This is a genomic window from Streptomyces sp. M-16 (assembly GCF_052114405.1).
In the GTDB taxonomy this organism is placed as follows: Bacteria; Actinomycetota; Actinomycetes; order Streptomycetales; family Streptomycetaceae; genus Streptomyces.
In genome coordinates this window covers 18,890-38,091 of the sequence record NZ_JBFRER010000067.1, presented here as the reverse complement: position 1 = coordinate 38,091, position 19,202 = coordinate 18,890, and the positions used below count along the sequence as shown (strand labels likewise).

20 protein-coding genes are annotated in these 19,202 nt (G+C 73.9%); 5 read left to right on the top strand and 15 right to left on the bottom strand.

Going from position 1 to position 19,202, the window contains the following annotated elements; all coding sequences use genetic code 11:
• Window positions 1-140: 140 nt before the first annotated feature.
• The gene (locus AB4039_RS26790; RefSeq protein ID WP_442271997.1) at window positions 141-548 is read left to right on the top strand and encodes an RNA polymerase-binding protein RbpA; all 408 of its coding nucleotides are present in this window, start codon (window positions 141-143) and stop codon (window positions 546-548) included.
• Here the strand turns inward: AB4039_RS26790 and fxsA are convergent.
• The 4 genes from fxsA to AB4039_RS26770 all read right to left on the bottom strand — a co-directional run bounded on the left by fxsA (window position 538) and on the right by AB4039_RS26770 (window position 4,611).
• On the bottom strand, window positions 538-1,140 hold the full coding sequence (fxsA, locus tag AB4039_RS26785) for an FxsA family membrane protein (protein WP_442271996.1): 603 nt from the start codon (window positions 1,138-1,140) through the stop codon (window positions 538-540). The two genes, AB4039_RS26790 and fxsA, sit on opposite strands and share 11 nt — an antisense overlap.
• 83 nt (window positions 1,141-1,223) lie before the next feature.
• Complete coding sequence (locus tag AB4039_RS26780; RefSeq protein WP_266837732.1) at window positions 1,224-2,006, bottom strand: polyprenol monophosphomannose synthase; 783 nt, start codon at window positions 2,004-2,006, stop codon at window positions 1,224-1,226.
• A gap of 351 nt (window positions 2,007-2,357) precedes the next feature.
• Window positions 2,358-3,998: an amidohydrolase gene (locus AB4039_RS26775; protein WP_442271995.1), complete on the bottom strand. Its 1,641-nt coding sequence runs from the start codon at window positions 3,996-3,998 to the stop codon at window positions 2,358-2,360.
• Window positions 3,999-4,170: 172 nt separating this feature from the next.
• Window positions 4,171-4,611: an Lrp/AsnC family transcriptional regulator gene (locus tag AB4039_RS26770; protein ID WP_162793337.1), complete on the bottom strand. Its 441-nt coding sequence runs from the start codon at window positions 4,609-4,611 to the stop codon at window positions 4,171-4,173.
• 229 nt (window positions 4,612-4,840) lie between these two features.
• On the opposite strand from AB4039_RS26770, the gene AB4039_RS26765 reads away from it, so the two are divergent.
• Window positions 4,841-5,281, top strand: a complete 441-nt coding sequence (locus AB4039_RS26765; RefSeq protein ID WP_266837736.1) for a hypothetical protein — start codon at window positions 4,841-4,843, stop codon at window positions 5,279-5,281.
• Between the two features lie 8 nt (window positions 5,282-5,289).
• On the opposite strand, the gene AB4039_RS26760 is transcribed toward AB4039_RS26765, so the two are convergent.
• Window positions 5,290-6,381: a phosphotransferase family protein gene (locus tag AB4039_RS26760; RefSeq protein ID WP_266837738.1), complete on the bottom strand. Its 1,092-nt coding sequence runs from the start codon at window positions 6,379-6,381 to the stop codon at window positions 5,290-5,292.
• A 12-nt stretch (window positions 6,382-6,393) separates the two neighbouring features.
• Window positions 6,394-7,470, bottom strand: coding sequence for a hypothetical protein (locus AB4039_RS26755; RefSeq protein WP_442272002.1), 1,077 nt, complete (start codon window positions 7,468-7,470; stop codon window positions 6,394-6,396).
• A gap of 433 nt (window positions 7,471-7,903) precedes the next feature.
• On the opposite strand from AB4039_RS26755, the gene AB4039_RS26750 reads away from it, so the two are divergent.
• Entirely contained in the window at window positions 7,904-8,197 is a 294-nt protein-coding gene (locus AB4039_RS26750) for a hypothetical protein (protein WP_266837742.1), read from the top strand.
• 6 nt (window positions 8,198-8,203) lie between these two features.
• Here AB4039_RS26750 and AB4039_RS26745 read toward each other — a convergent pair whose 3' ends face one another.
• The 6 genes from AB4039_RS26745 to AB4039_RS26720 all read right to left on the bottom strand — a co-directional run bounded on the left by AB4039_RS26745 (window position 8,204) and on the right by AB4039_RS26720 (window position 12,947).
• Window positions 8,204-8,584, bottom strand: coding sequence for a GNAT family N-acetyltransferase (locus tag AB4039_RS26745; protein ID WP_266837744.1), 381 nt, complete (start codon window positions 8,582-8,584; stop codon window positions 8,204-8,206).
• 10 nt (window positions 8,585-8,594) lie between these two features.
• Complete coding sequence (locus tag AB4039_RS26740; protein ID WP_266837746.1) at window positions 8,595-9,767, bottom strand: acyl-CoA dehydrogenase family protein; 1,173 nt, start codon at window positions 9,765-9,767, stop codon at window positions 8,595-8,597.
• A gap of 145 nt (window positions 9,768-9,912) precedes the next feature.
• Entirely contained in the window at window positions 9,913-10,614 is a 702-nt protein-coding gene (locus AB4039_RS26735; RefSeq protein WP_266837748.1) for a TetR/AcrR family transcriptional regulator, read from the bottom strand.
• Window positions 10,615-10,750: 136 nt separating this feature from the next.
• Window positions 10,751-10,909 carry an SCO1431 family membrane protein gene (locus tag AB4039_RS26730; protein ID WP_266837750.1) on the bottom strand — a complete coding sequence of 53 codons (159 nt, stop codon included), beginning with the start codon at window positions 10,907-10,909 and terminating at the stop codon, window positions 10,751-10,753.
• A 138-nt stretch (window positions 10,910-11,047) separates the two neighbouring features.
• Window positions 11,048-11,479, bottom strand: coding sequence for an SPW repeat protein (locus tag AB4039_RS26725; RefSeq protein ID WP_266837752.1), 432 nt, complete (start codon window positions 11,477-11,479; stop codon window positions 11,048-11,050).
• Between the two features lie 82 nt (window positions 11,480-11,561).
• The gene (locus AB4039_RS26720; protein ID WP_442271994.1) at window positions 11,562-12,947 is read right to left on the bottom strand and encodes a peptidase C39 family protein; all 1,386 of its coding nucleotides are present in this window, start codon (window positions 12,945-12,947) and stop codon (window positions 11,562-11,564) included.
• A gap of 125 nt (window positions 12,948-13,072) precedes the next feature.
• Here AB4039_RS26720 and AB4039_RS26715 point away from each other — a divergent pair, with 125 nt between their 5' ends.
• Entirely contained in the window at window positions 13,073-13,708 is a 636-nt protein-coding gene (locus tag AB4039_RS26715; RefSeq protein ID WP_442271993.1) for a uridine kinase family protein, read from the top strand.
• Between the two features lie 377 nt (window positions 13,709-14,085).
• Window positions 14,086-16,044, top strand: coding sequence for an AAA family ATPase (locus AB4039_RS26710; RefSeq protein ID WP_442271992.1), 1,959 nt, complete (start codon window positions 14,086-14,088; stop codon window positions 16,042-16,044).
• A 41-nt stretch (window positions 16,045-16,085) separates the two neighbouring features.
• On the opposite strand, the gene AB4039_RS26705 is transcribed toward AB4039_RS26710, so the two are convergent.
• The 3 genes from AB4039_RS26705 to AB4039_RS26695 all read right to left on the bottom strand — a co-directional run bounded on the left by AB4039_RS26705 (window position 16,086) and on the right by AB4039_RS26695 (window position 19,152).
• A complete protein-coding gene (locus tag AB4039_RS26705; RefSeq protein ID WP_442271991.1) occupies window positions 16,086-17,129 on the bottom strand; it encodes a hemolysin family protein in 1,044 nt (347 codons plus the stop codon).
• Entirely contained in the window at window positions 17,126-18,487 is a 1,362-nt protein-coding gene (locus AB4039_RS26700; protein WP_442271990.1) for a hemolysin family protein, read from the bottom strand. The genes AB4039_RS26705 and AB4039_RS26700 overlap by 4 nt, the downstream gene beginning before the upstream one ends.
• Window positions 18,488-18,687: 200 nt before the next feature.
• Complete coding sequence (locus AB4039_RS26695) at window positions 18,688-19,152, bottom strand: PH domain-containing protein (RefSeq protein WP_266837764.1); 465 nt, start codon at window positions 19,150-19,152, stop codon at window positions 18,688-18,690.
• Between the last annotated feature and the right edge of the window lie 50 nt (window positions 19,153-19,202).

The window sequence follows — 19,202 nt, the reverse complement described above, 5'->3', positions numbered from 1 at the left end:
CATTGGTGGGTACAACAAGGGGCGGCACGACGGGCGACGCATGACCCGGAGCGGGAATCTATACCGCCGACCGGACGTTGACCGGATGACGACGACAGCGACACCTGTCCTGTGGGCGACAAGCCCGGGAGGCACGATTCATGAGTGAGCGAGCTCTCCGCGGTACGCGGCTCGTGGTTACCAGCTACGAGACGGACCGCGGCATCGATCTGGCCCCGCGCCAGGCGGTGGAGTACGCATGCCAGAACGGACATCGATTTGAGATGCCGTTCTCGGTTGAGGCAGAAATTCCGCCGGAGTGGGAGTGCAAGGCGTGCGGCGCCATGGCACTCCTGGTGGACGGGGACGGGCCCGAAGAGAAGAAGGGCAAGCCTGCGCGAACGCACTGGGACATGCTCATGGAGCGACGCACCCGCGAGGAGCTGGAGGAAGTGCTGGCCGAAAGGCTGGCGGTCCTGCGTTCCGGCGCCATGAACATTGCCGTGCATCCGATGTGGCGGGGCCCCTCGGCTTATTGCGTGTTCCTGGTCTCTCCCGTCACGGGGTGAGCGGCGGTCGCCGGTCGGCGTCCGGGCCGCCCGAGGGCCGGTCCTCCCGGATGACCTCGCCCTGGACGACCTTGCCGTCGGGGTAGTGGATCCGGGCCTGCGTGAAGGCGTCGCCGAAGCCGCCGGGGGCGGCCGCGGCCATCCTGCGCTCCAGGCTGCGCCCGGCCCTGCGGGCCACGAAGGCGCGTACGGGCGGCAGCAGCAGGAGCAGGCCGGCCACGTCGGAGAGCAGGCCGGGCACGATCAGGAGCAGCCCGGCCAGCATCATCAGGCCGTTGCCCGAGCCCTTGGGCGTCTGCGGGGTCGGCACCTCGCCGGCCATCGCCTGCGCCTGGGCCTGCTGGAAGGTCTCGGTGAGGTTCTTGAAGGCCCGCCGCCCGGCGCGCTTGATGACCACCACGCCGAGCACCAGCCCGCCCGCGAGCAACGCGGCGACGGTCACCCCGCCGGCCGCTCCCGCGACCAGGCCGAGCAGCCAGATCTCCAGGATGAGCCAGGCGGCTACCGCCAGGGGAAGGAAGGTACGGGCGGGTGAGCGCCGTCGAGGGGCCGTAGATGTGCCGGTCCTCAAAGAACCAGTGCCGGTCGTCATACCGTCCAGTGTGCCCGGTCCGGGTTAAAAGCGGCCTCAGTCGGAGGTACCGGACATCCCCTAGGGGGTCCGGGGCCGGCGGGTCAGTGCCCGGCGGGTCGGACGGGGCGCTTGCCGGTGAGCCTGGCGGCGCGTTCCCGCAGGCCCCACTGGGTGACCCGCCACAGGGCCTCGACCACGATGTCCTTGCTCATCTTGCTGTCGCCGAGCTCGCGCTCCACGAAGGTGATGGGCACCTCCACCACGCGGAAGCCCTTGCCGACGGCCCGGCGGGCCAGATCGACCTGGAAGCAGTACCCGGCCGACGCCACCTCGTCCAGGCCCAGGCCCTCCAGGGTCTCCCGGCGGAAGGCGCGGTAGCCGCCGGTGACGTCGCGGATCGGGACGCCCAGCATCAGGCGGGAGTAGGTGGAGCCGCCGCGGGAGAGGAACTCGCGGCTCTTGGGCCAGTTCACGACCCGGCCGCCCGGCACCCAGCGGGAGCCGAGCACGAGGTCGGCGCCGGTCAGGGCGGTGAGCAGGCGGGGCAGTTCCTCGGGCCGGTGGGAGCCGTCGGCGTCCATCTCGACGAGGACCCCGTAGCCGTGCTCCAGGCCCCAGGCGAAGCCCGCGAGGTAGGCGGCGCCGAGGCCTTCCTTGCCCTCGCGGTGCATGACGTGCACGTGGTCGTCGGCGGAGGCCAGCCCGTCGGCGAGCTTGCCCGTGCCGTCGGGGCTGTTGTCGTCGGCGACGAGGATGTGCGCCTCGGGCACGGCGGCGCGCACCCGGCCGACGATCAGGCCGATGTTCTCGGCCTCGTTGTACGTCGGAATGATCACCAGCGTGGTGCCGAGCGGTCCGTAGCTCCGCTGTCCGCCGTCGCTCACTGGGTCCCCTTGCGTGTTCCTCGACCGGTCGGCCTCGTCCGTCCCGTCACAGCAGGACGATTTTAGAACAGCGATCGGGGCCGGCGGTCCTTCGGGCCGGACCGGCTCCCGCTGGCTGCGGGCCGCCGTGACCGTTGTCTACTGGACAGCCGGGCCCCGATCCGGGACCACCCTCTCCCGAGCTCGCGCGGAGTACGGGACCGCCGTCCGGCCTCCCATCCCGGCGAAACCTTCCCTCGCCCCCGAGGCGCGGGTGCGGTGAGCCGGATCCGGCCGGCCCGGACGTCCTGTGGTGGACCCGGCCGAACCTATCCGGGTCCGGCCGCCCGTACCGAGCCGAGGCCGGGGGGATCACCCCTGTGGCCGTACGAATACCTCCCGGCCGCCGACCACCGTCGCCAGGCACACCGGCAGCTCACGGCCGGGGCTCAGATCGGGCAGTCCGGGCGTGCCGGAGCGCGGGTCGGTGGACCAGCGGGCGACCCGGTCGTCGGGGGCCTGGACCACGAGTTCCCCGGTCTGCCAGACGGCGTAGTCGGCGGGGGCGCCGGGTACGAGGGTGCCCGCGTCGTCCCGGCCCAGGGCCCGCCAGCCGCCCCGGGTGTGGGCGGCGAAGGCTGCCCGTACGGAGATCCGGTGCCCGGGGGTGCGGTGGAAGGCGGCCGCGCGGACGGTGCCCCAGGGGTCGAGCGGGGTGACGGGCGCGTCCGAGCCGAAGGCCAGCGCGACCCCGGCCTTGAGCATGGCGGCGTACGGGTTGAGGGTGCGGGCGCGCTCGACGCCGAGGCGGTCCGCGTACATGCCCTCGTCCCCGCCCCAGGCGGCGTCGAAGGCGGGCTGCACGGAGGCGGTCAGGCCCAGCTCCGCGAAGGCGGCGATGGTGTCCGGGGTCATCATCTCGGCGTGCTCGACGCGGTGCCGGGCGGCCCGGACCCGTTCGAGGCCGACCTTCCCGGCGGCGGCCCGGACCCCTTCGACGACGGCGGAGACGGCGGCGTCCCCGATGGCGTGGAACCCGGCCTGGAGCCCCGCCTCGGTGCAGCCGGCCACGTGCTCGGCGACGGCCCGCGCGTCCAGGTACTCGGTCCCGGTGTGGGCCGCGTCGGCGTACGGGGCGTGCAGGCAGGCGGTGTGCGAGCCGAGCGCGCCGTCCACGAAGAGGTCGCCGGCGGCGCCGACCGCGCCGAGTTCCCGGGCGAGGCCGAGGTCCCGGTCGGCCCAGTAGCCGAAGACGCGCGGTCCGGGCCGCTGCCCGGCCAGGTCGAGCAGGGCGGTGAAGTCCTCGGCGGAGGAGATGTCCGGACCGCCGCACTCGTGCACGGAGCCGATGCCGAGGGAGGCGGCCCGGTCCAGTGCGGCCCGCTGGGCCTCGGCGCGCTGGGCGGGGGTGACGGCGTCGAAGGCGGCCCGCCGCACGGCGTGGTGGTCGTCCCGGGTGAGCGGCTCGTCGCCGCGCGCGCGGACGGCGGGGACGAGGTCCAGCAGGGCGGTGGTGACCACGGCGGAGTGGACGTCGACGCGGCTGAGGTAGAGCGGCCGCCCCCCGGCGGCCTCGTCCAGTTCGGCCCGGCGCGGGGCCCGCCGCTCGGGCCAGCGGGCCGCGTCCCAGCCGTGGCCCAGGAGCACCCGGTCGGCGGGACGGCGGGCGGCGTACGCGCGGACCAGCCCCAGCGCCTCGGACAGGGTGCGGGCACCGGTCAGGTCCAGGCCGGTGAGGGCGAGGCCGGCGGAGGTGGTGTGGATGTGGGCGTCGGTGAAGGCCGGGGTGACGAGCGCCCCGTCGAGGTCGACGACCTCGTCCACGCCCCGCGCGAAGGCGTCGGCGGCCCCTTCGGAGCCCACCCAGGCGACGTGTCCGCGTTCGACGACCATCGCGGTGGCGAAGGGGTCGGCGGGGCTGTGCACCTCTCCCCCGCGCAGCAGGACGGTACGGGCGGGGGCGGCCTCGGGGGCTCCGGCGGCGTCGGCGGAGCGGGCGGTGCGGTCGGTCATGGGCCCTAGTCTCGCCCCTGCGGCCGCCGCGCCCGGACGCGGGTCGGCCGCGGGGCGCCGCTCCCCACGCCGCCGGACGCTCCGGGAAGCCGCCGGACGGAGTCCGGAGCAGCGGCGCGAAGCCGGGGAGGGGCCGCCTGTGGCCGAGCCGCGCGAGCGGCGCGTCAGGAGGTCAGATGCGCGGGGGGCGCGCCTCGTAGGGGGTGGAGAGGACCACGGTCGTGCGGGTCGAGACGTGGGCCAGGGCGCGCAGGCGGCCCAGCAGGTCCTCCAGTTCGAGGGGCGTGGCCACCCGTACCTTCAGGATGTAGTTCTCGTCTCCGGCGACGCTGTGACAGGCCTCGATCTCGGGTACCCCGGCCAGCCGCTCGGCGATGTCGTCGGGGGCACTGGGGTCGAACGGCTTGACCGAGATGAAGGCGGTCAGGGGCAGCCCGACGGCCTCGGGGTCGACCACGGCCGCGTAGCCGCGGATCACTCCGCGCTGCTCCAGCCGGCGTACCCGCTGGTGGACGGCCGATGTGGACAGTCCCGTGGCCTTGCCCAGGTCCGTGTAGCTCATCCGACCGTCCCGCACCAGCAGATCCACGATCTGGCGGTCCAGCTCCTCCATTGCGCTCATAGCCGCTCAACCTATTGCCCAGAGCCGCTCCAGGCACAGCGGTGTCCACGCCGAAGTGCCACGGGAACCGGCACCTGCACCGGGCATGTGACCAAAGCCACAGGGGTGGAGGGGCGTACGGCGGGCCGTCGTGGTTACTCGTGCCGCGCGGCGGGAAGTGCTTGGTGTGGCCGTGGCCGAAGAACCTGCCCGCCCGGCCCACCCAAGGGGGAGTACATCCATGCTGAACACCAAGCGCGCCGGTCGCACCGAACCGGAGCCCCTGGAACTGATCGAGACCGCGTACGCGGACGACGAGGAGTACCTCGACGAAGCGGAGGGGTTCGAGATCCACCACGCGATCTGCCCCGACTGCGGGCAGTCGATCGCACTCGTCGCGGACGAGGAGCACCTGCCGCAGCACGCGCTGTGCCTGAGCCCGTGGAACCCGTTCGGGCTCACGGTGTGCGCCGGCACCGGCCGGCCGGTCGCGGACGCGCTGCCGACGGTGGGCGTGCTCCAGCCCGAGGGGCCGGAGCTCGAAGTGGTCCACTTCGACCTGCCGCAGGGTCTCGACTGGCGGACGCAGCCCTTCTCGCACGTCGGCGGTCCGGGCTCGCGTCCCGTCCGGGCGGCGGCGGCCCCGCTGCCGCAGATGCGTCAGCACGCGCAGGCCGCCTGAGACACCGGCTACCAGTAGGTGCCCTGCACCATGGCGGCGAGGCTGCCGTGGTGCAGGATCAGGCCGTCCGGATCGGCGGGGACCTCGACCTCCCCGAAGTGCGCCTGCCGGTAGGCGATGCGCAGCATGACGATCCCGTGCCGCAGGGCGGCGTAGAGGGTGTGGAACTCCATGTCCCGCGGGGTGTGCCCGGTGAGTTCCGCGTACCGGCGTTCCAGGTCTTCGCGGCGCAGGAAGTCCGGCAGGCCGCTCTGGCCGAAGCCGACGGTCAGGTCCTGGAAGAAGCGGTGCAGGTAGACGGTCCAGCCCAGGTCGACCTCGCGGGGGGCGTAGGCGGCCATTTCCCAGTCGAGGACCGCGACCGGCTCGAAGCCGTCGTAGACGACGTTGCCGATGCGGGCGTCGCCCCAGTTCAGGACGGGTTCGCCCTCGTCGGCCGGCCAGAGTTCCTCCAGCCGGTCGAAGGCGCGTTCCAGCAGGGGTGAACGGGACAGTCCGGACACGACCCAGGTGTAGTAGGCGCGCTGGGCGTCGACGTGGCGGCGCAGCGGGCTGCCCTCGCCGGCCGGGAGCAGGAACTCCGCCTCCTTGGCGGGGAACTGGTCGTGGAGCCGGGCCAGCAGGCGGACGCTGGCGTCCTGGAGCGCGGCGCGTTCGGCGTCGGTGGCGGCGTGCAGCCAGTTCCCCTCGTAGGTGTAGGGCATGACGTCGGGCGGTACGCGCCCCTCGGCGCGGGCCATGACGAAGAACGGCGCCCCGAGCGGGGCCGGGTCCTCCTCCAGCCACAGCACGCGCGGTACGGGCAGGTCGGTGTGCGCGGCGACCAGGCTCATCACGCGGTGCTGGCGCGGCATGTCGTAGGAGGGGAAGACCGTGTAGGCGGCCGGGTCGGCGGCCAGGCGCAGGGCGCAGCCGCGGACGGGCGCGTCCGGGTGCTCGATGTCGAAGAGCAGGGTCTCGCTGGACATGCCGTTGGAGGCGGGGACGGAGGCGTGGGTCACCTCCGCCCCGGGCAGGTGGCGGTCGAGCCAGGACGCGAGGCGGCGGCCGAGTTCCGCGGGTTCGCGGGTGGAGGTGCGCGGGCGTGGTGCCGTGGCCATGGGCGGGCTCCTTCAGTGCGGGGCGACGGAGGAGTAGTCGGCGAAACCGCTGGGGTCGTGGCGRCCGAAGCTGCCGTGTTCGAAGATGCCGAATCCGGTGCGGCCCTCCAGGGTGAAGCGGGCCGCGTGGTCGGTGACCCCGAAGGCGGCCATGGGGTGGGCGGCGGGGTCGGTGAGGTCGTAGACGCGGCGGTCGGTCCAGCCGCGGCCCTGCCAGCTGCCGTGCTGCCAGTCGGTGGCGGGCGGGTAGCCGGCGCCGACGGCGAGCGGGGAGGAGGCGAGGATCTCCACGCCGAGTTCCAGGGGCTTGCGGGAGGGGTCGGTGAGGTGGACGACCGCGCTCTCGGGGTGGCGGGTGCCGGGCCGGTAGCGGATCTCCGTCTGGGGCCAGCCGAGCTGGACGTCGTGGCGGCCGCTGTCCTCGGGGAAGACCTGGACGGCCTCGTTCAGGGTGCGGTGGCCGTCGGCGTCCTCCTGGGCGATGACCATGAGGAAGCGGTCCTCGAACCGGACGGGGATCCAGAGCCAGTGGAAGCCCTCGGGGCGGTGTTCCTCGGCGGCCCGGCCGCCGTCCTCGCCGGGGATGGGGCGCACGCCCCAGCTGCGGTCGCGGGTTCCGGTCCATTCGCCGGGGGTGAGGGTGAACTCCTCTCCCCCGGCGCGGAGGGTGCCGGTGACCTGGCCGGCCTGGACGAAGCGGCGGCCCTCCAGCATGAGGCGGTCGCCGCGGCGTTGGATGTGGTGGGGTTCCCAGACGGCGGGGAAGGCCGCGGTCCAGGTGAGGTCGTACGAGAGTCCGTGCGGGTCGTCGGGGTCGGGGTCGCAGCGCAGGGTGAGCCGGCGGAGGGGGGCGTCGACGGTGATCGACAGGGGTCCGACGGAGAGGTTCATCCGGTCGTCGGTGAGGGCGTCGGAGGCGCGGACGGCGAGGAGTTCGCCGCCGAGGCGGAGGGTGGCGTAGGCGTCGATGACGCCGGTGTTGGGGTAGACGCCGAGGCCGAGGATGAGGACGGCGCGGCCGGTGTGGTCGAAGACGTGGAAGATGCAGCGGTCGTAGGCGTTGCGGTCGCCGGTGACGAGGTGCTTCATCGACAGGGGGGCCTGGTGGATGGGGTATTCGTCGAGGGGAACGGGGCGGTCCGCGGGCACGGCAAACCTCCTGGGCGCAGGGGTGGGCGGCGGCTGAGCGGATATGACGGTACGTCAGAAACTGGGTGTGCGACCAGGGTTGTGGCACATCCTGACAGCTCGGCACGCCGGGCCACGCCGCGGGCCCCGGGCACGGCCGGATCCACTCCCGCCCCCGCAGGGCGGCGCGGACGGCCTTGACGGACTCGCCGGCGAAACAGCCGGTGAGGGCGAGGAGCGCGGTGGCGGCCGGGGCGACGGGTACGACGTGGCGCGTACGCATCAGGACCTGGTCTCCGGCACGCGCGGGATCACTCAGACCGTGGGAAGGATCGAACGGATGGGCGCGGGCGGGAGAGGGTTACTCGCACTCCCGGTGCCGCGTTGGCCGTGCATGACCACTGTGGAGACGCCCGCGTCGAGAGTGGGGCGCCGGCGGCGCCCCACTCCCCCCGGCGCCGAAGAATCGGTTCAGCAGTTCGACCGGCCGGCCGACCGGCCCTCCGAGCGGACGACGGAGCGGCAGCAGCCCCCGCGGCAGCGGCATCCCGACCCGCCGATCTACGACGCCCTGCTCGCGCGCTGGGCCGCCGACGGCCGGACGCTGCCGGGGCGGCGCGACCCGGAGTGGTCCCGGATCGCCTCCTCCCCCATCTGGCCGAACGGCCCCCTCTACGGCAGCCCCTGAGCGGGTTCAGAGCGCCAGCAGCCCCGCCGCGGTCGGGCGGAAGCCGCAGGCCGCGTAGAAGGGTTCGAGGTGCGGTTCGTAGTCGACGTGCAGCCACTGCGCGCCGCGCTCCCGCGCAGCGTCGGCGGCCGCCCGCACCAGGCGGACCCCGAGCCCGGACCGCCGCAGGTCCGGGTGCACCGTGGTGTCGAGGACGAAGGCGTGCACGCCTCCGTCCCAGGCGACGTTGACATAGCCGACCAGGCGGCCGTCCTCACGGGCGGCGACCCAGGCCAGGCTGCGTTCCAGCACCGGCGCGAAGGACACGGTCCGGTGTCCGGGCCAGGCGGCGGCGAACAGGCCGTTCAGCTCGGCGTCGGTCAGGACCGGGCGGACGAGGAACTCCACACCGGGCCGTTCAGCGGCTCTCGGGGCCGGCCAGGTGGCGGGCGATGACCATGCGCTGGATCTGGTTGGTGCCCTCCACGATCTGGAGCACCTTCGCCTCGCGCATGAGGCGCTCCACCGGGAAGTCCGCCGTGTAGCCGTAGCCGCCGAGCACCTGCACCGCGTCCGTGGTGACGGCCATGGCCGCGTCCGTGCAGAACAGCTTGGCCATCGCCGCCTGCCGGGAGAACGGCTTGCCCGCGTCCCGCAGCCGCGCCGCCGCGAGGTACAGCGCCCGGCCCGCCTCGATCTTGGTGGCCATGTCGGCCAGCATGAAGCGCAGGCCCTGGAAGTCGGCGATCGGGTGGCCGAACTGCTTGCGGCCGAGGGCGTAGGCGAGGGCCTCGTCGAGGGCCGCCTGGGCCACTCCTATCGCGCAGGCCGCGATCCCGAGCCGGCCGGCGTCGAGGGCGGCGAGGGCGATGGTGAAGCCCTGGCCCTCCTCGCCGATGCGCCGGGTGTCGGGGACGCGCACGCCGTCGAAGTGCAGCTGGGCGGTGGGCGAGCCCTTCATGCCCATCTTCTTCTCGGGGACCGCGGCCGTCAGACCCGGGGCGTCGCCCGGGACGAGGAAGGCGGTGATCCCCTTGGCGCCGGGGGCCCCGGTGCGCGCGAGGACGGTGTAGAAGTCGGCGACCCCGCCGTGGGTGATCCAGGCCTTGGTGCCGGTGATCAGCCAGTCGTCGCCGTCACGGACCGCCTTGGTGGTCAGCGAGGCGGCGTCGGAGCCGGCCGCCGGCTCGGACAGGCAGTACGCGCCGAGCAGCCCGCCGCCGAGCATGTCGGGCAGGTGGGCGGCCTGCTGCTCCTTGGTGCCGTACGCGGCCAGGCCGTGGCAGGCCAGCGAGTGCACGCTGACGCCGAGCCCGACGGTCAGGCGGGCGGCCGCGAGCTCCTCCAGGACCTGGAGGTAGACCTCGTAGGGCTGGTCACCGCCGCCGGACTCACCCGCGTAGGGAAGTCCCAGCAGCCCGGACTCCGACAGCAGGGTGAAGACCTCGCGGGGGAACCGGCCGGTCTCCTCCTCGTCGGCGGCCCGGGGACGGATCTCGCGCTGGGCGATCTCGCGTACGAGCATGAGGAGGTCCCGGGACTCCTCGGTGGGCAGCTGACGGTCCACCGGCTGCGGGGCGCGGTCGGTCATGGCGGCGCTCTCCTCCCTCGTCGGGCACGGCGACGACGCGTGAGGTGTGGGACGCGCCGCCGGGTCTCGGTACTCACAGCCGATGCTGCCCTCCCGGATCACGGAAGGGCTCGATCAGAGGCTGCGGCGGGTTGAGTATGCCCGATCAGGCGCTTTCCGTCACCGGGACCCGATCGCGATGATCGTCGGGCGGGCTCGTGGGCCCGTCGGAGGCGGCCGGAGGCGCGGTGCACTCCGGGACGAACTCCTCGATCACCGTCAGTGTCGCGCGCAGCTGCCGCACCAGCAGCGCGGCGAGCGCCGGCCGCTCGGGCTGCCCCTCGGCGCCGGCCGAGCCGATCCAGTCGAGGGTGGCGCCCTCCACCCCGGAGAGCCAGCCGACCAGGGCGAGGCGGGCGAGCGGCGGGACCGTGCGGCGCCCGTACGCGCCCTCGGCGATCGCGGCCACGAGCTCCTCGCGGACCCCGTCCCGGATGGCCAGCACCTCGGCGTCGGAACCGACCCCGCCGGTGACGATGGTCCGGTAGGCGGCGTGGTGGTGCTCGGCGTAGTGGAGGTAGCCGTCGATCGTGCGGCGGACCCGCTCGGCGCCCGGCAGGTCCGGCTCGCCGGTGGCGCGGGCGACGAGTTCGGCGACCGAGTCCTCGACGATCGCGAGGTAATAGCCGCGCTTGCTCTTGAAGTAGTAGTAGATGAGCCCCTTGGCGACGCCCGCCTGCTGGGCGATGTCGTCCACGGAGAGGGCGTCGTACGAGGTGTCGGCGAACAACTTCCGCCCGATCGCGATGAGTTCGGCCCTGCGGACCTGCGAACGGCCGGTGGCACCACGCTGTTGACTATGATTCAAATCCGGCCCCAGCCTCGAACTGCCACAGGATCGCAGTATGGCAGAGCCGCCCGGCGGGCTTCCGGGGCGGACTGCCGCCGAGGATGGCGGCGGCGAGCGGGGCGGGGGGCGCGGATGGCGCGAGCGGGACGGGCGGTCAGAACCAGCCGAGCCGGGTGACGAGCATGGCCACGACGACCACGAGGATCCAGCCGAGCACGTGCTCCAGCCAGGAGGAGTCTCCCTTGGGCCCCCCGGTGCCGACGAGGCTGCGGGCCCGAGCGCGGGCGGACAGGGCGGCGGTGTGTGCGGTCATACCGTCCAATGTGCCAGCGTTCGCGGCATTCGCGGTAGATGACGAGGGTCACCGGTGGCACGCGTCACACCGCCGGGCCCGGAACCCTCCTCGGTGCGGAGCGGTCCCGGGGCCCGGCGGTGCGTGGCTCGCCTGCGGTCAGGTGTCGCGGGTGCGCCGGTCACCGGCCATGGCCATCATGGCCAGGCCGAGGCAGAGGGCGACCGCGCCGGTGATCACGTTGCTGACGATGGTGCGGGGGACGTCCATCGGTCCGGCGATGACCCAGGGGGCCACGATCGTCCAGGCGCCGATCGCCACGGCCGTCCAGGCCATCGCGTGCGTGCGCTCGTACGCCGATCCCAGCCCGCCCATGCACAGGCAGAAGGCGAGGCCGGCGATCAGGTTGTTGACGGCGATCGGGCCCAGCACGCTGAACCCGGCGATCCACGGCGAGGCCGCCAGGTACAGGCCCGTGATCAGGGCCAGCGCCTCCACGGCCTGCGCGGCGGGGGTGCTCGTCACCCGCTCGAACCGAGTCCGCATCTCGGCAAGGTCCGGGTGATGTTCGATGCTCGAATGGGTGGTCATGGTGGGCTGCCTCCTATGAGAAGCCTTATATGGCCCTTATGCCCAGATTCGACCCGTTAAGCCCTGCCGAGCGGCGGGATTTTCACAGCACGCCCACCGCCTTCAGAGCGGCGACCCGGTCGCGGCCCGGCGCCGCCGGCCCGTAGAGGTAGCAGATGCCGCCGCTGCCGGACACGGTCTTCCCCGCGGCGTCGTGACGCTTGGTGCGGAGCCAGATGTCCTCCCATTCGCGGCGCCGGTAGACCCGGCGGACGCCGGCGTTGTCGGCCGAGTTGGGGTCGTTGGCGATCACGTCCCCGGCGGCGGTGAAGCCGATCACCGTCATGAGGTGGCCGGCGGTGCCGTAGCCCGCGCCGGTCAGTTCCTCCGCGCGGAAGGACTGCGACGTGATCACCGGGATGCCGGCCCGGACCAGGGTCTCCAGGTCGGCCAGGGAGCCGAGCCGGGTGACCACCCCGGCGAGGCCCGGGTAGGTGGCGGCGTAGGCGGCGTTGAAGGGCCAGTTGCCGCACCCCTTGTAGGCGGCGTCGTAGGTGGAGCGGGCGGCGTGGCAGACCTGGGGGTCGGCGTACGCGGGATCGACCCAGGACAGGGAGGCCGCGCCGGGTTTCCCGCCCCAGAACTCCACGGTCATCTGCGAGGACGTGGGGCTGCACCAGGCCTCGCCGCCGTTGTCGTACTCCGGGTACTGGCCCGCGTGGACCTCCTGGGAGTAGCGCGGCACCTTCAGTTCGTGGGCGGTGCCCGAGGGGGTGGAGGCGGGGACCGTGAAGCGGTCGGGGACGTCCGAGGCCATGGCCCCGGCCAGCCAGACCGTGGGGCCCCGGCTCGCGCCCGGCTCGCGGTACAGGGTGACGCGCAGCTGCCAGGCGGTGATGCGCGGTCCAGTCCCGGGGTGGTCCACGGCCAGGGTGTCGGTCCACACGGTGCTGCGGCCGTCGGTCTGGCCGTCGACGGAGGTGCGGCGGACGTCGCCGTCCCCGGAGGCCCAGCGGCCCATCACGTACCAGGGGGTGACGGTGCCGTCGGTGTAGGTGCCGCGCAGCTCGGTCTGGATCCAGGTACCGGCCGGGGTGCGGGCGTTCCAGGAGGCGATGACCTCGGTGGCGGGGACGGTGGAGCGGTGCACCGGAGAGGTCCAGGTGGCGTGCTCCCAGACGGCCCGGCGCCCCGTGTGGGGGTCGGTGTACTCGGTGCGGCCCGCCGCGGCGGCGATCTCCAGGCCGGGGCGGGTGCCCGGGACGGCCGTGGTGCCCCCGTGGGTGCCGGCCTGCCAGTGCCCGTACGCGTACCAGAACCGGTTGTCGACCGGCCGGCCCGGAGCCCCTCCGCCGCCGGGGAGGGAACCCGCTCCGGAGCCGGGGCGGGGGTCCGGAGCGGCGGTGGCGCGGCCCGTGGGCAGGGTGGCCGCGGTGGCGGCGGCGAGGGCGACGGCCAGGAGGGCCCGGCGCGGGGTGGGTGCGGTCATCTGCGGGGCCCCCAGGGGTCGGAACGGTGGATCGACTCGTCCACCCTTCCAGTTCCCGGCCGTGCGGCGGCGAAGCCCCGGGTCCGTGTCGTGGGCGACTCGGGGGCGGGCCGTACGCTGGCCGGGTGGAGCCACAGCAGTCACTCGAATCGCTCGCGCGGGAGCTCGCCGCCCTGTCCCCCTCCCTCGGACCGGTCCGGCTGATCGGGATCGACGGGCACGCCGGCTCCGGCAAGAGCACCTTCGCCGGGCGCCTGGCGGGGGCCCTGGGCGGGGCGCCGGTGCTGCGGCTGGACGACGTGGCCACCCACGAGGAGCCGTTCGGCTGGCCGGGGCGGCTGCGCTCCCAGGTGCTGGAGCCGCTCGCCGCGGGCCGGGCCGCGCACTGGACCCCGTACGACTGGGTGGAACGCCGCTTCGGGCCCCCGCGGGTCCTGGAACCGGCGCCCGTGCTGCTCGTCGAGGGCGTCGGGGCCGGCCGGCGGGCGCTGCGGCCGCACCTGGCGCGGCTGCTGTGGATGGAGACCCCCCGGGAGCAGTCCTGGGGCCGGGGCCGGCAGCGGGACGGGCGCGAACTCTCCGACTTCTGGGACGGGTGGGAGCGCGCGGAGCTCGCGCACTTCTCCGGCGACCCTTCGCGCCCCTTCGCGGACACTCTGGTACACCAGAGTGGTACGGGATACGAGTGGACTTCCGGGGCCCCTGCGACCTCCGGAACCGGCCTGTCCGTCACCGAACGTGACGGACTCCCCCAGGCCTGAGCGCCCTCGCGCAAGGACCCGCGCGGGCCTGCTCCGAGCCGCTTGACCGGGCCCCGCGAACGGCCTTACGTTCTGAATGCGCGGTCTGCGAAGGCCGCCGCGGACGCGGAGCCCCCGATTGTTCCCCCGTGATCGGGGGCTCCGCTCTGCCCCGTTCCGGCTCCGGAGGGGCCCGGAGCGCGCCGCCCCACCCGCCCTCCTTCACCCTGAGTCACCCCGCGCCCCGGGGGCTCACCCACGACCCGTGCCCACCGCACCCTGGGTAAGGTGCGTCCCCGCGGGTACGATGCAGCCCTGATTTCATCGGCGGGGTGGACAACTCATGTGCGCGGCACGGAGTGTTCCGCGCACCACGGGGCTGGCTTGTGGGGGATGTGATGGACTTCGGCATGCCGGGCAGCGCACACGCCCCGGCCGAACTCGCCTGGCTGCGCGGGGTGGACGCCTGCACGATGGGCGCGTACCCGCAGGCCGAGGAGGAGTTCCGGGCGGCCGTCAGGCTCGATCCCGCCATGGCCGACGCCTGGCTGGGCCTGCACGCGCTGCGGGTGGACACGACCAACGCGTTATTGCGGATGTACGCCCACCGCGACCGCTTCGGCGAGCAGCGGGCCCGGCACCGGAGGACCATCAACTCCTGGTACTGGCTGGGCTGGTGGGTACAGCCGGTCCTGGAGAGCCGACGGGACCTGCTGCTGGCCCACGCCTCGCACTGGCTGGACGGGCGGCACGTCCCCGAGCTGGACCAGGCGCTGGCCGCCCTGCCGCCGGTGGACACCGACCCGCAGGTCCGGTTCCTGCACGCCTGCCGCGCCTACCTGGTCAAGGACTGGGAACAGCTCGTACGGCAGACCGAGCCGCTGGTGGACGATCCGCTGCTGGGGATCGAGGCGGGGCTCTTCGGCGGGATGGCCCGGGTCCGGCTGGAGATGTACGGGCAGGCGGAGCCGATGCTCTCGGCGGCACTGATGCGCTGCCGCAGCGAGCAGCCGCAGCGCAAGGAACTGCGGTACTGGCTGGCGCGGGCGCACGAGGGGACGGGGCGCAGCGCGGCGGCCCTGCCGCTGTACCGGGCGGTGCACCGGGTGGATCCGGCGTTCATGGACACGGCGGCCCGGCTGACGGCCATCGCGGACAGCAGCGACCCCGACGACATGGCCGGGTACGCCGGCTACGGCGGGCACAGCGCCGAGGGCTTCGCCGGGCACGGGCTGTCCTCCCTCGGCGGGGACTACACGGCGGTGGCGCTGGGCGGCGGGGGCGGCGGGCCCGTGCAGGACATCGCCGCGGACGGGCAGGTGGATCCGGATCCGCCGACGCCCGGGGAGCCGGTTGACCAGCGCTTCGGCCCGGTCGGCGGGGGCTCGGGGCGGCCGGACGGCGTACGGCACAAGGTGTCCCTGCCCGCGCAGGGTTCCCCGTCGGGGCTGCCGACCGGGCCCGCCGACCCGCGGGCGCTGGCCGAGGCGCTGGCCGAGCTGGAGCGGATGGTGGGCCTGGAGCCGGTGAAGCGGCAGGTGAAGGCCCTGTCGGCGCAGCTGCACATGGCCCGGCTGCGGGCGGCCCAGGGGCTGCCGGTACAGCCGCCGAAGCGGCACTTCGTCTTCTCGGGACCCTCGGGCACCGGCAAGACCACGGTGGCCCGGATCCTGGGCCGGGTGTTCTACGCGCTCGGGCTGCTGGGCGGCGACCATCTGGTGGAGGCGCAACGGGCGGATCTGGTCGGGGAGTTCCTGGGGCAGACCGCCGTCAAGGCGAACGAGCTGATCGACTCGGCGATCGGCGGGGTGCTGTTCGTGGACGAGGCGTACAGCCTGTCCAACTCGGGCTACAGCAAGGGCGACGCGTACGGGGACGAGGCCCTCCAGGTGCTGCTCAAGCGGGCCGAGGACAACCGGGACCACCTGGTGGTGATCCTGGCCGGCTACCCGGCGGGGATGGACCGGCTGCTGGCCGCCAATCCGGGGCTGTCCTCGCGGTTCACCACCCGGGTGGACTTCCCGAGCTACCGTCCCGCGGAGCTGACCTCGATCGGCGGGGTGCTGGCCGACGCGAACGGGGACCGGTGGGACGAGGAGGCCCTGGAGGAGCTGCGCAGCGTCAGCGGGCACGTGGTGGAGCAGGGCTGGATCGACGAGCTCGGCAACGGGCGGTTCCTGCGGACGCTGTACGAGAAGAGCTGCGCGTACCGGGACCTGCGGCTGGCGGGGTTCTCCGGTGAGCCCTCGCGGGACGACCTGGCGACTTTGCGGCTGGCCGACCTGATGCAGGCGTACGGGGAGGTCCTGTCGGGGCGCGGACCCGACGGCCCGGGACGGTCCGAGCCCCCGGTGTAGGGGGCCCGGACCGTGCTCCGGACGGTGGTGCGCGCGGCTCGCTAGGCGCTGCGCGCGTAGGTGCGGTGGGCGGGGTCGCGGACCTCGCCGACCAGCATCTCCAGGACGTCCTCCAGGGCGACCAGGCCCAGGACCCGGCCGGCCGGGTCGGCGACCTGCGCCAGGTGGGTGGCGTCGCGGCGCATGACGCTGAGGGCGTCGTCCAGCGGGAGGGTGGAGCACAGGACGGTCATCCGGCGCCACACCCGCTGCGGGACCGCCCGCTCGCGGTCCTCCAGGTCGAGGACGTCCTTGACGTGGAGGTAGCCCATGAAGGCACCGGCGTCGGAGCGGACCGGGAAGCGCGAGTAGCCGGTGCGCACGGTCAGCTGTTCGATCTGGCGCGGGGTGACGGCCGGGCCGACGGTGACGAGCCGGCCGGGGGCCAGCAGGACGTCGGTGACCGGGCGGCTGCCCAGTTCGAGGGCGTCCTCCAGGCGTTCCTGCTCGACCGGTTCGAGGAGTCCGGCCTGCCGGGAGTCCTCGACGAGCCGGCCGAGCTGGGCGCTGGTGTAGACGGCCTCGACCTCGTCCTTGGGCTCGACCTTGAACAGTCGCAGGACGAGCGCGGCGCAGGCGCCCAGGGCGCTGGTCACCGGCCCGCAGAGGCGGGCGAAGGCGACCAGGCCGGGGCTGAACCAGAGGGCGGTCCGCTCGGGGGCGGCCATGGCGAGGTTCTTCGGGACCATCTCGCCGATGACCAGGTGCAGGAAGACCACGGCGGCGAGGGCGAAGGCGTACCCGAGGGGGTGGACCAGGCCCTCCGGCACGTGGACGGCCTGGAAGAGGGGTTCCAGGAGCCGGGCCACGGTGGGCTCGGCGACCGCGCCGAGGGTGAGCGAGCACATGGTGATGCCGAACTGGGCGGCGGCCATCATGCGCGGCAGGTTCTCCAGGCCGTGGAGCACCTGGCGGGCCCGCTTGGAGCCGGCCGCCAGGGGCTCGATCTGGCTGCGGCGTACGGAGACGAGCGCGAACTCGGCGCCGACGAAGAATCCGTTGGCCAGGACGAGGAGCAGGGCGAAGAGGAGCTGGAGGGCGTTCACCGGCGGCCCGCCGGTTCCGGTTCGGCCGGGGCCGGGACGGCTCCGAGCGGGGCGGTGCGCACCAGTCGGACGCGTTCGGCCCGGTAGCGGCGGACCTGGCGGACGGACAGCTTCCAGCCGGGCAGCTCCGCGCGGTCCCCGGGGGCGGGGATCCGGCCCAGCAGGTCGGCGACGAGGCCGGCGACGGTCTCGTAGGGGCCCTCGGGGACCTCCAGGCCTATGCGGCGCAGGGTGTGGACGCGGCAGCTGCCGTCGGCCTCCCAGGAGGGGCGGCCGTCCTCGGCGGGCACGGCGGCCAGTTCGGGGCTGCCGTCCTCGGCGAGGTCGTGCTCGTCGCGGACCTCGCCGACGAGTTCCTCCACGATGTCCTCCAGGGTGACCACCCCGGCCGTGCCGCCGTACTCGTCGACGACCACGGCCATGGGCTGTTCGCTGCGCAACCGTTCCAGCAGGGGCTGCACCGGCAGGGAGCCGGGGACCAGCAGCGGGGTGACGCAGATGCGGTTGACGGTGGTGCGGGAGCGTTCCGCCTCGGGCACGGCGAGGGCGTCCTTGAGGTGGACCACGCCGGTGATCTCGTCGATCCGCTCGCGGTAGACCGGGAAGCGGGACAGACCGGTGGCGCGGGTCAGGTTCAGGACGTCGGCCGCGGTGGCCGTGTGCTGGAGGGCGCTGACCTTCACCCGGGGGGTCATGACGTGCTGGGCGGTGAGCTCGCCCAGCGAGAGGGTCCGTACGAAGAGGTCGGCGGTGTCCTGTTCGAGGGCGCCGGCCTGGGCCGAATGGCGGACCAGGGAGACCAGTTCGCCGGGGGTGCGGGCGGAGACCATCTCCTCGGCGGGTTCGACGCCGAGCGCCCGCACGAGGCGGTTCGCGACGGCGTTGAGGGCGGCGATGACGGGCCGGAAGGCCCGGGAGAAGACCTGCTGGGGGCCGGCCACGACGCGGGCCACCTGGAGCGGACGGGAGACCGCCCAGTTCTTCGGGACGAGTTCGCCGACGACCATCTGGACGGCGGAGGCGAGCAGCATGCCGAGGACGACGGCCGCGCCGGGGACGGCTCCGCGGGGCAGGCCGGTCGCGGCGAGGGGCCCCGACAGGAGTGCGGCGAGGGCCGGTTCGGCGAGCATGCCGACGACGAGCGAGGTGATGGTGATGCCGAGCTGGGTGCCGGAGAGCTGGAAGGACAGCTCCCGGAGGGCTTCGACGACCGTGCGGGCACGGCGGTCGCCTTCGGCCGCGGCGCGTTCGGCCTCGGGTCTCTCGACCGTGACGAGGCCGAACTCGGCCGCCACGAAGAAACCGTTGGCGAGGATCAGGGCGAAGGCCGCCACGAGCAGGAGTAGCGGGATGGTCATGCCGCCGCCTCCGCGGGGAGGGCGGCGCGGGTACTACCGGACGATCCGTCCATTGCTGGAGGGAGTCACTCCTCTGGTCGAAGGTGCCCACGGGCCACGGGGTCCCGGGGCGTGTGGGAGGGCGCACGTGCGCGCCCCGCCACCAGGGTAGTCATTGAGATCGCGGCCGCAATGGGACGCAGCGACGAGACCGGGCGGGCTCAGCGGCCGGTGGCGCCGGTTCCCCTGGTCTCGGCGAGGGCGCGCAGGGCGCGGGCGTCGTCGATCGCGCGCGCCCTGGCGATGCCGGGCTGGATGCCGAGGACGGGCAGGCTGGTGCCGTCGCTGAGGTCCAGGAACACCCACGGGTCGCCGGGGCGGAGGTTGACCCGCAGGATCTGCGGCCATTCGAGGCGGCGGGTGGTGGTCAGGTTGACCACGGTGACGCCCGTCTCGTCCGCGACCACCTTGGGGCGGCTGAGCAGGACGAGGACGGAGGACATCAGTGCGGCGGTGACGACGAAGCTGACCCGTTCGCCGGGGCTGAGGCTCTCCAGGAGCAGCGCGATCGCGGTGATCGTGGCGAACATGGCGAGCCCGACGCCCAGCAGCACCGCCCGGGTGCGGGTCGGCCGGAAGGTGACCGGCAGGGCGGGCGGGGCGGACGGGGCGGCGGACTCGCTCATGGTGCTGGTGATGCCTTCTGGAGGGGGCGTACGGATCGGGACGGCGTACG

What these genes read in the sequence shown, in the direction of transcription:
- AB4039_RS26770 (WP_162793337.1), bottom strand. Translation starts at nt 4,611, where the DNA reads ATGGAGGAGCTGGACCGCCAGATCGTGGATCTGCTGGTGCGGGACGGT.
- AB4039_RS26775 (WP_442271995.1), bottom strand. Translation starts at nt 3,998, where the DNA reads ATGACCGACCGCACCGCCCGCTCCGCCGACGCCGCCGGAGCCCCCGAG.
- fxsA (WP_442271996.1), bottom strand. Translation starts at nt 1,140, where the DNA reads ATGACGACCGGCACTGGTTCTTTGAGGACCGGCACATCTACGGCCCCT.
- AB4039_RS26790 (WP_442271997.1), top strand. Translation starts at nt 141, where the DNA reads ATGAGTGAGCGAGCTCTCCGCGGTACGCGGCTCGTGGTTACCAGCTAC.
- AB4039_RS26710 (WP_442271992.1), top strand. Translation starts at nt 14,086, where the DNA reads ATGGACTTCGGCATGCCGGGCAGCGCACACGCCCCGGCCGAACTCGCC.
- AB4039_RS26760 (WP_266837738.1), bottom strand. Translation starts at nt 6,381, where the DNA reads ATGGCCACGGCACCACGCCCGCGCACCTCCACCCGCGAACCCGCGGAA.
- AB4039_RS26720 (WP_442271994.1), bottom strand. Translation starts at nt 12,947, where the DNA reads ATGACCGCACCCACCCCGCGCCGGGCCCTCCTGGCCGTCGCCCTCGCC.
- AB4039_RS26725 (WP_266837752.1), bottom strand. Translation starts at nt 11,479, where the DNA reads ATGACCACCCATTCGAGCATCGAACATCACCCGGACCTTGCCGAGATG.
- AB4039_RS26765 (WP_266837736.1), top strand. Translation starts at nt 4,841, where the DNA reads ATGCTGAACACCAAGCGCGCCGGTCGCACCGAACCGGAGCCCCTGGAA.
- AB4039_RS26740 (WP_266837746.1), bottom strand. Translation starts at nt 9,767, where the DNA reads ATGACCGACCGCGCCCCGCAGCCGGTGGACCGTCAGCTGCCCACCGAG.
- AB4039_RS26730 (WP_266837750.1), bottom strand. Translation starts at nt 10,909, where the DNA reads ATGACCGCACACACCGCCGCCCTGTCCGCCCGCGCTCGGGCCCGCAGC.
- AB4039_RS26750 (WP_266837742.1), top strand. Translation starts at nt 7,904, where the DNA reads ATGACCACTGTGGAGACGCCCGCGTCGAGAGTGGGGCGCCGGCGGCGC.
- AB4039_RS26695 (WP_266837764.1), bottom strand. Translation starts at nt 19,152, where the DNA reads ATGAGCGAGTCCGCCGCCCCGTCCGCCCCGCCCGCCCTGCCGGTCACC.
- AB4039_RS26700 (WP_442271990.1), bottom strand. Translation starts at nt 18,487, where the DNA reads ATGACCATCCCGCTACTCCTGCTCGTGGCGGCCTTCGCCCTGATCCTC.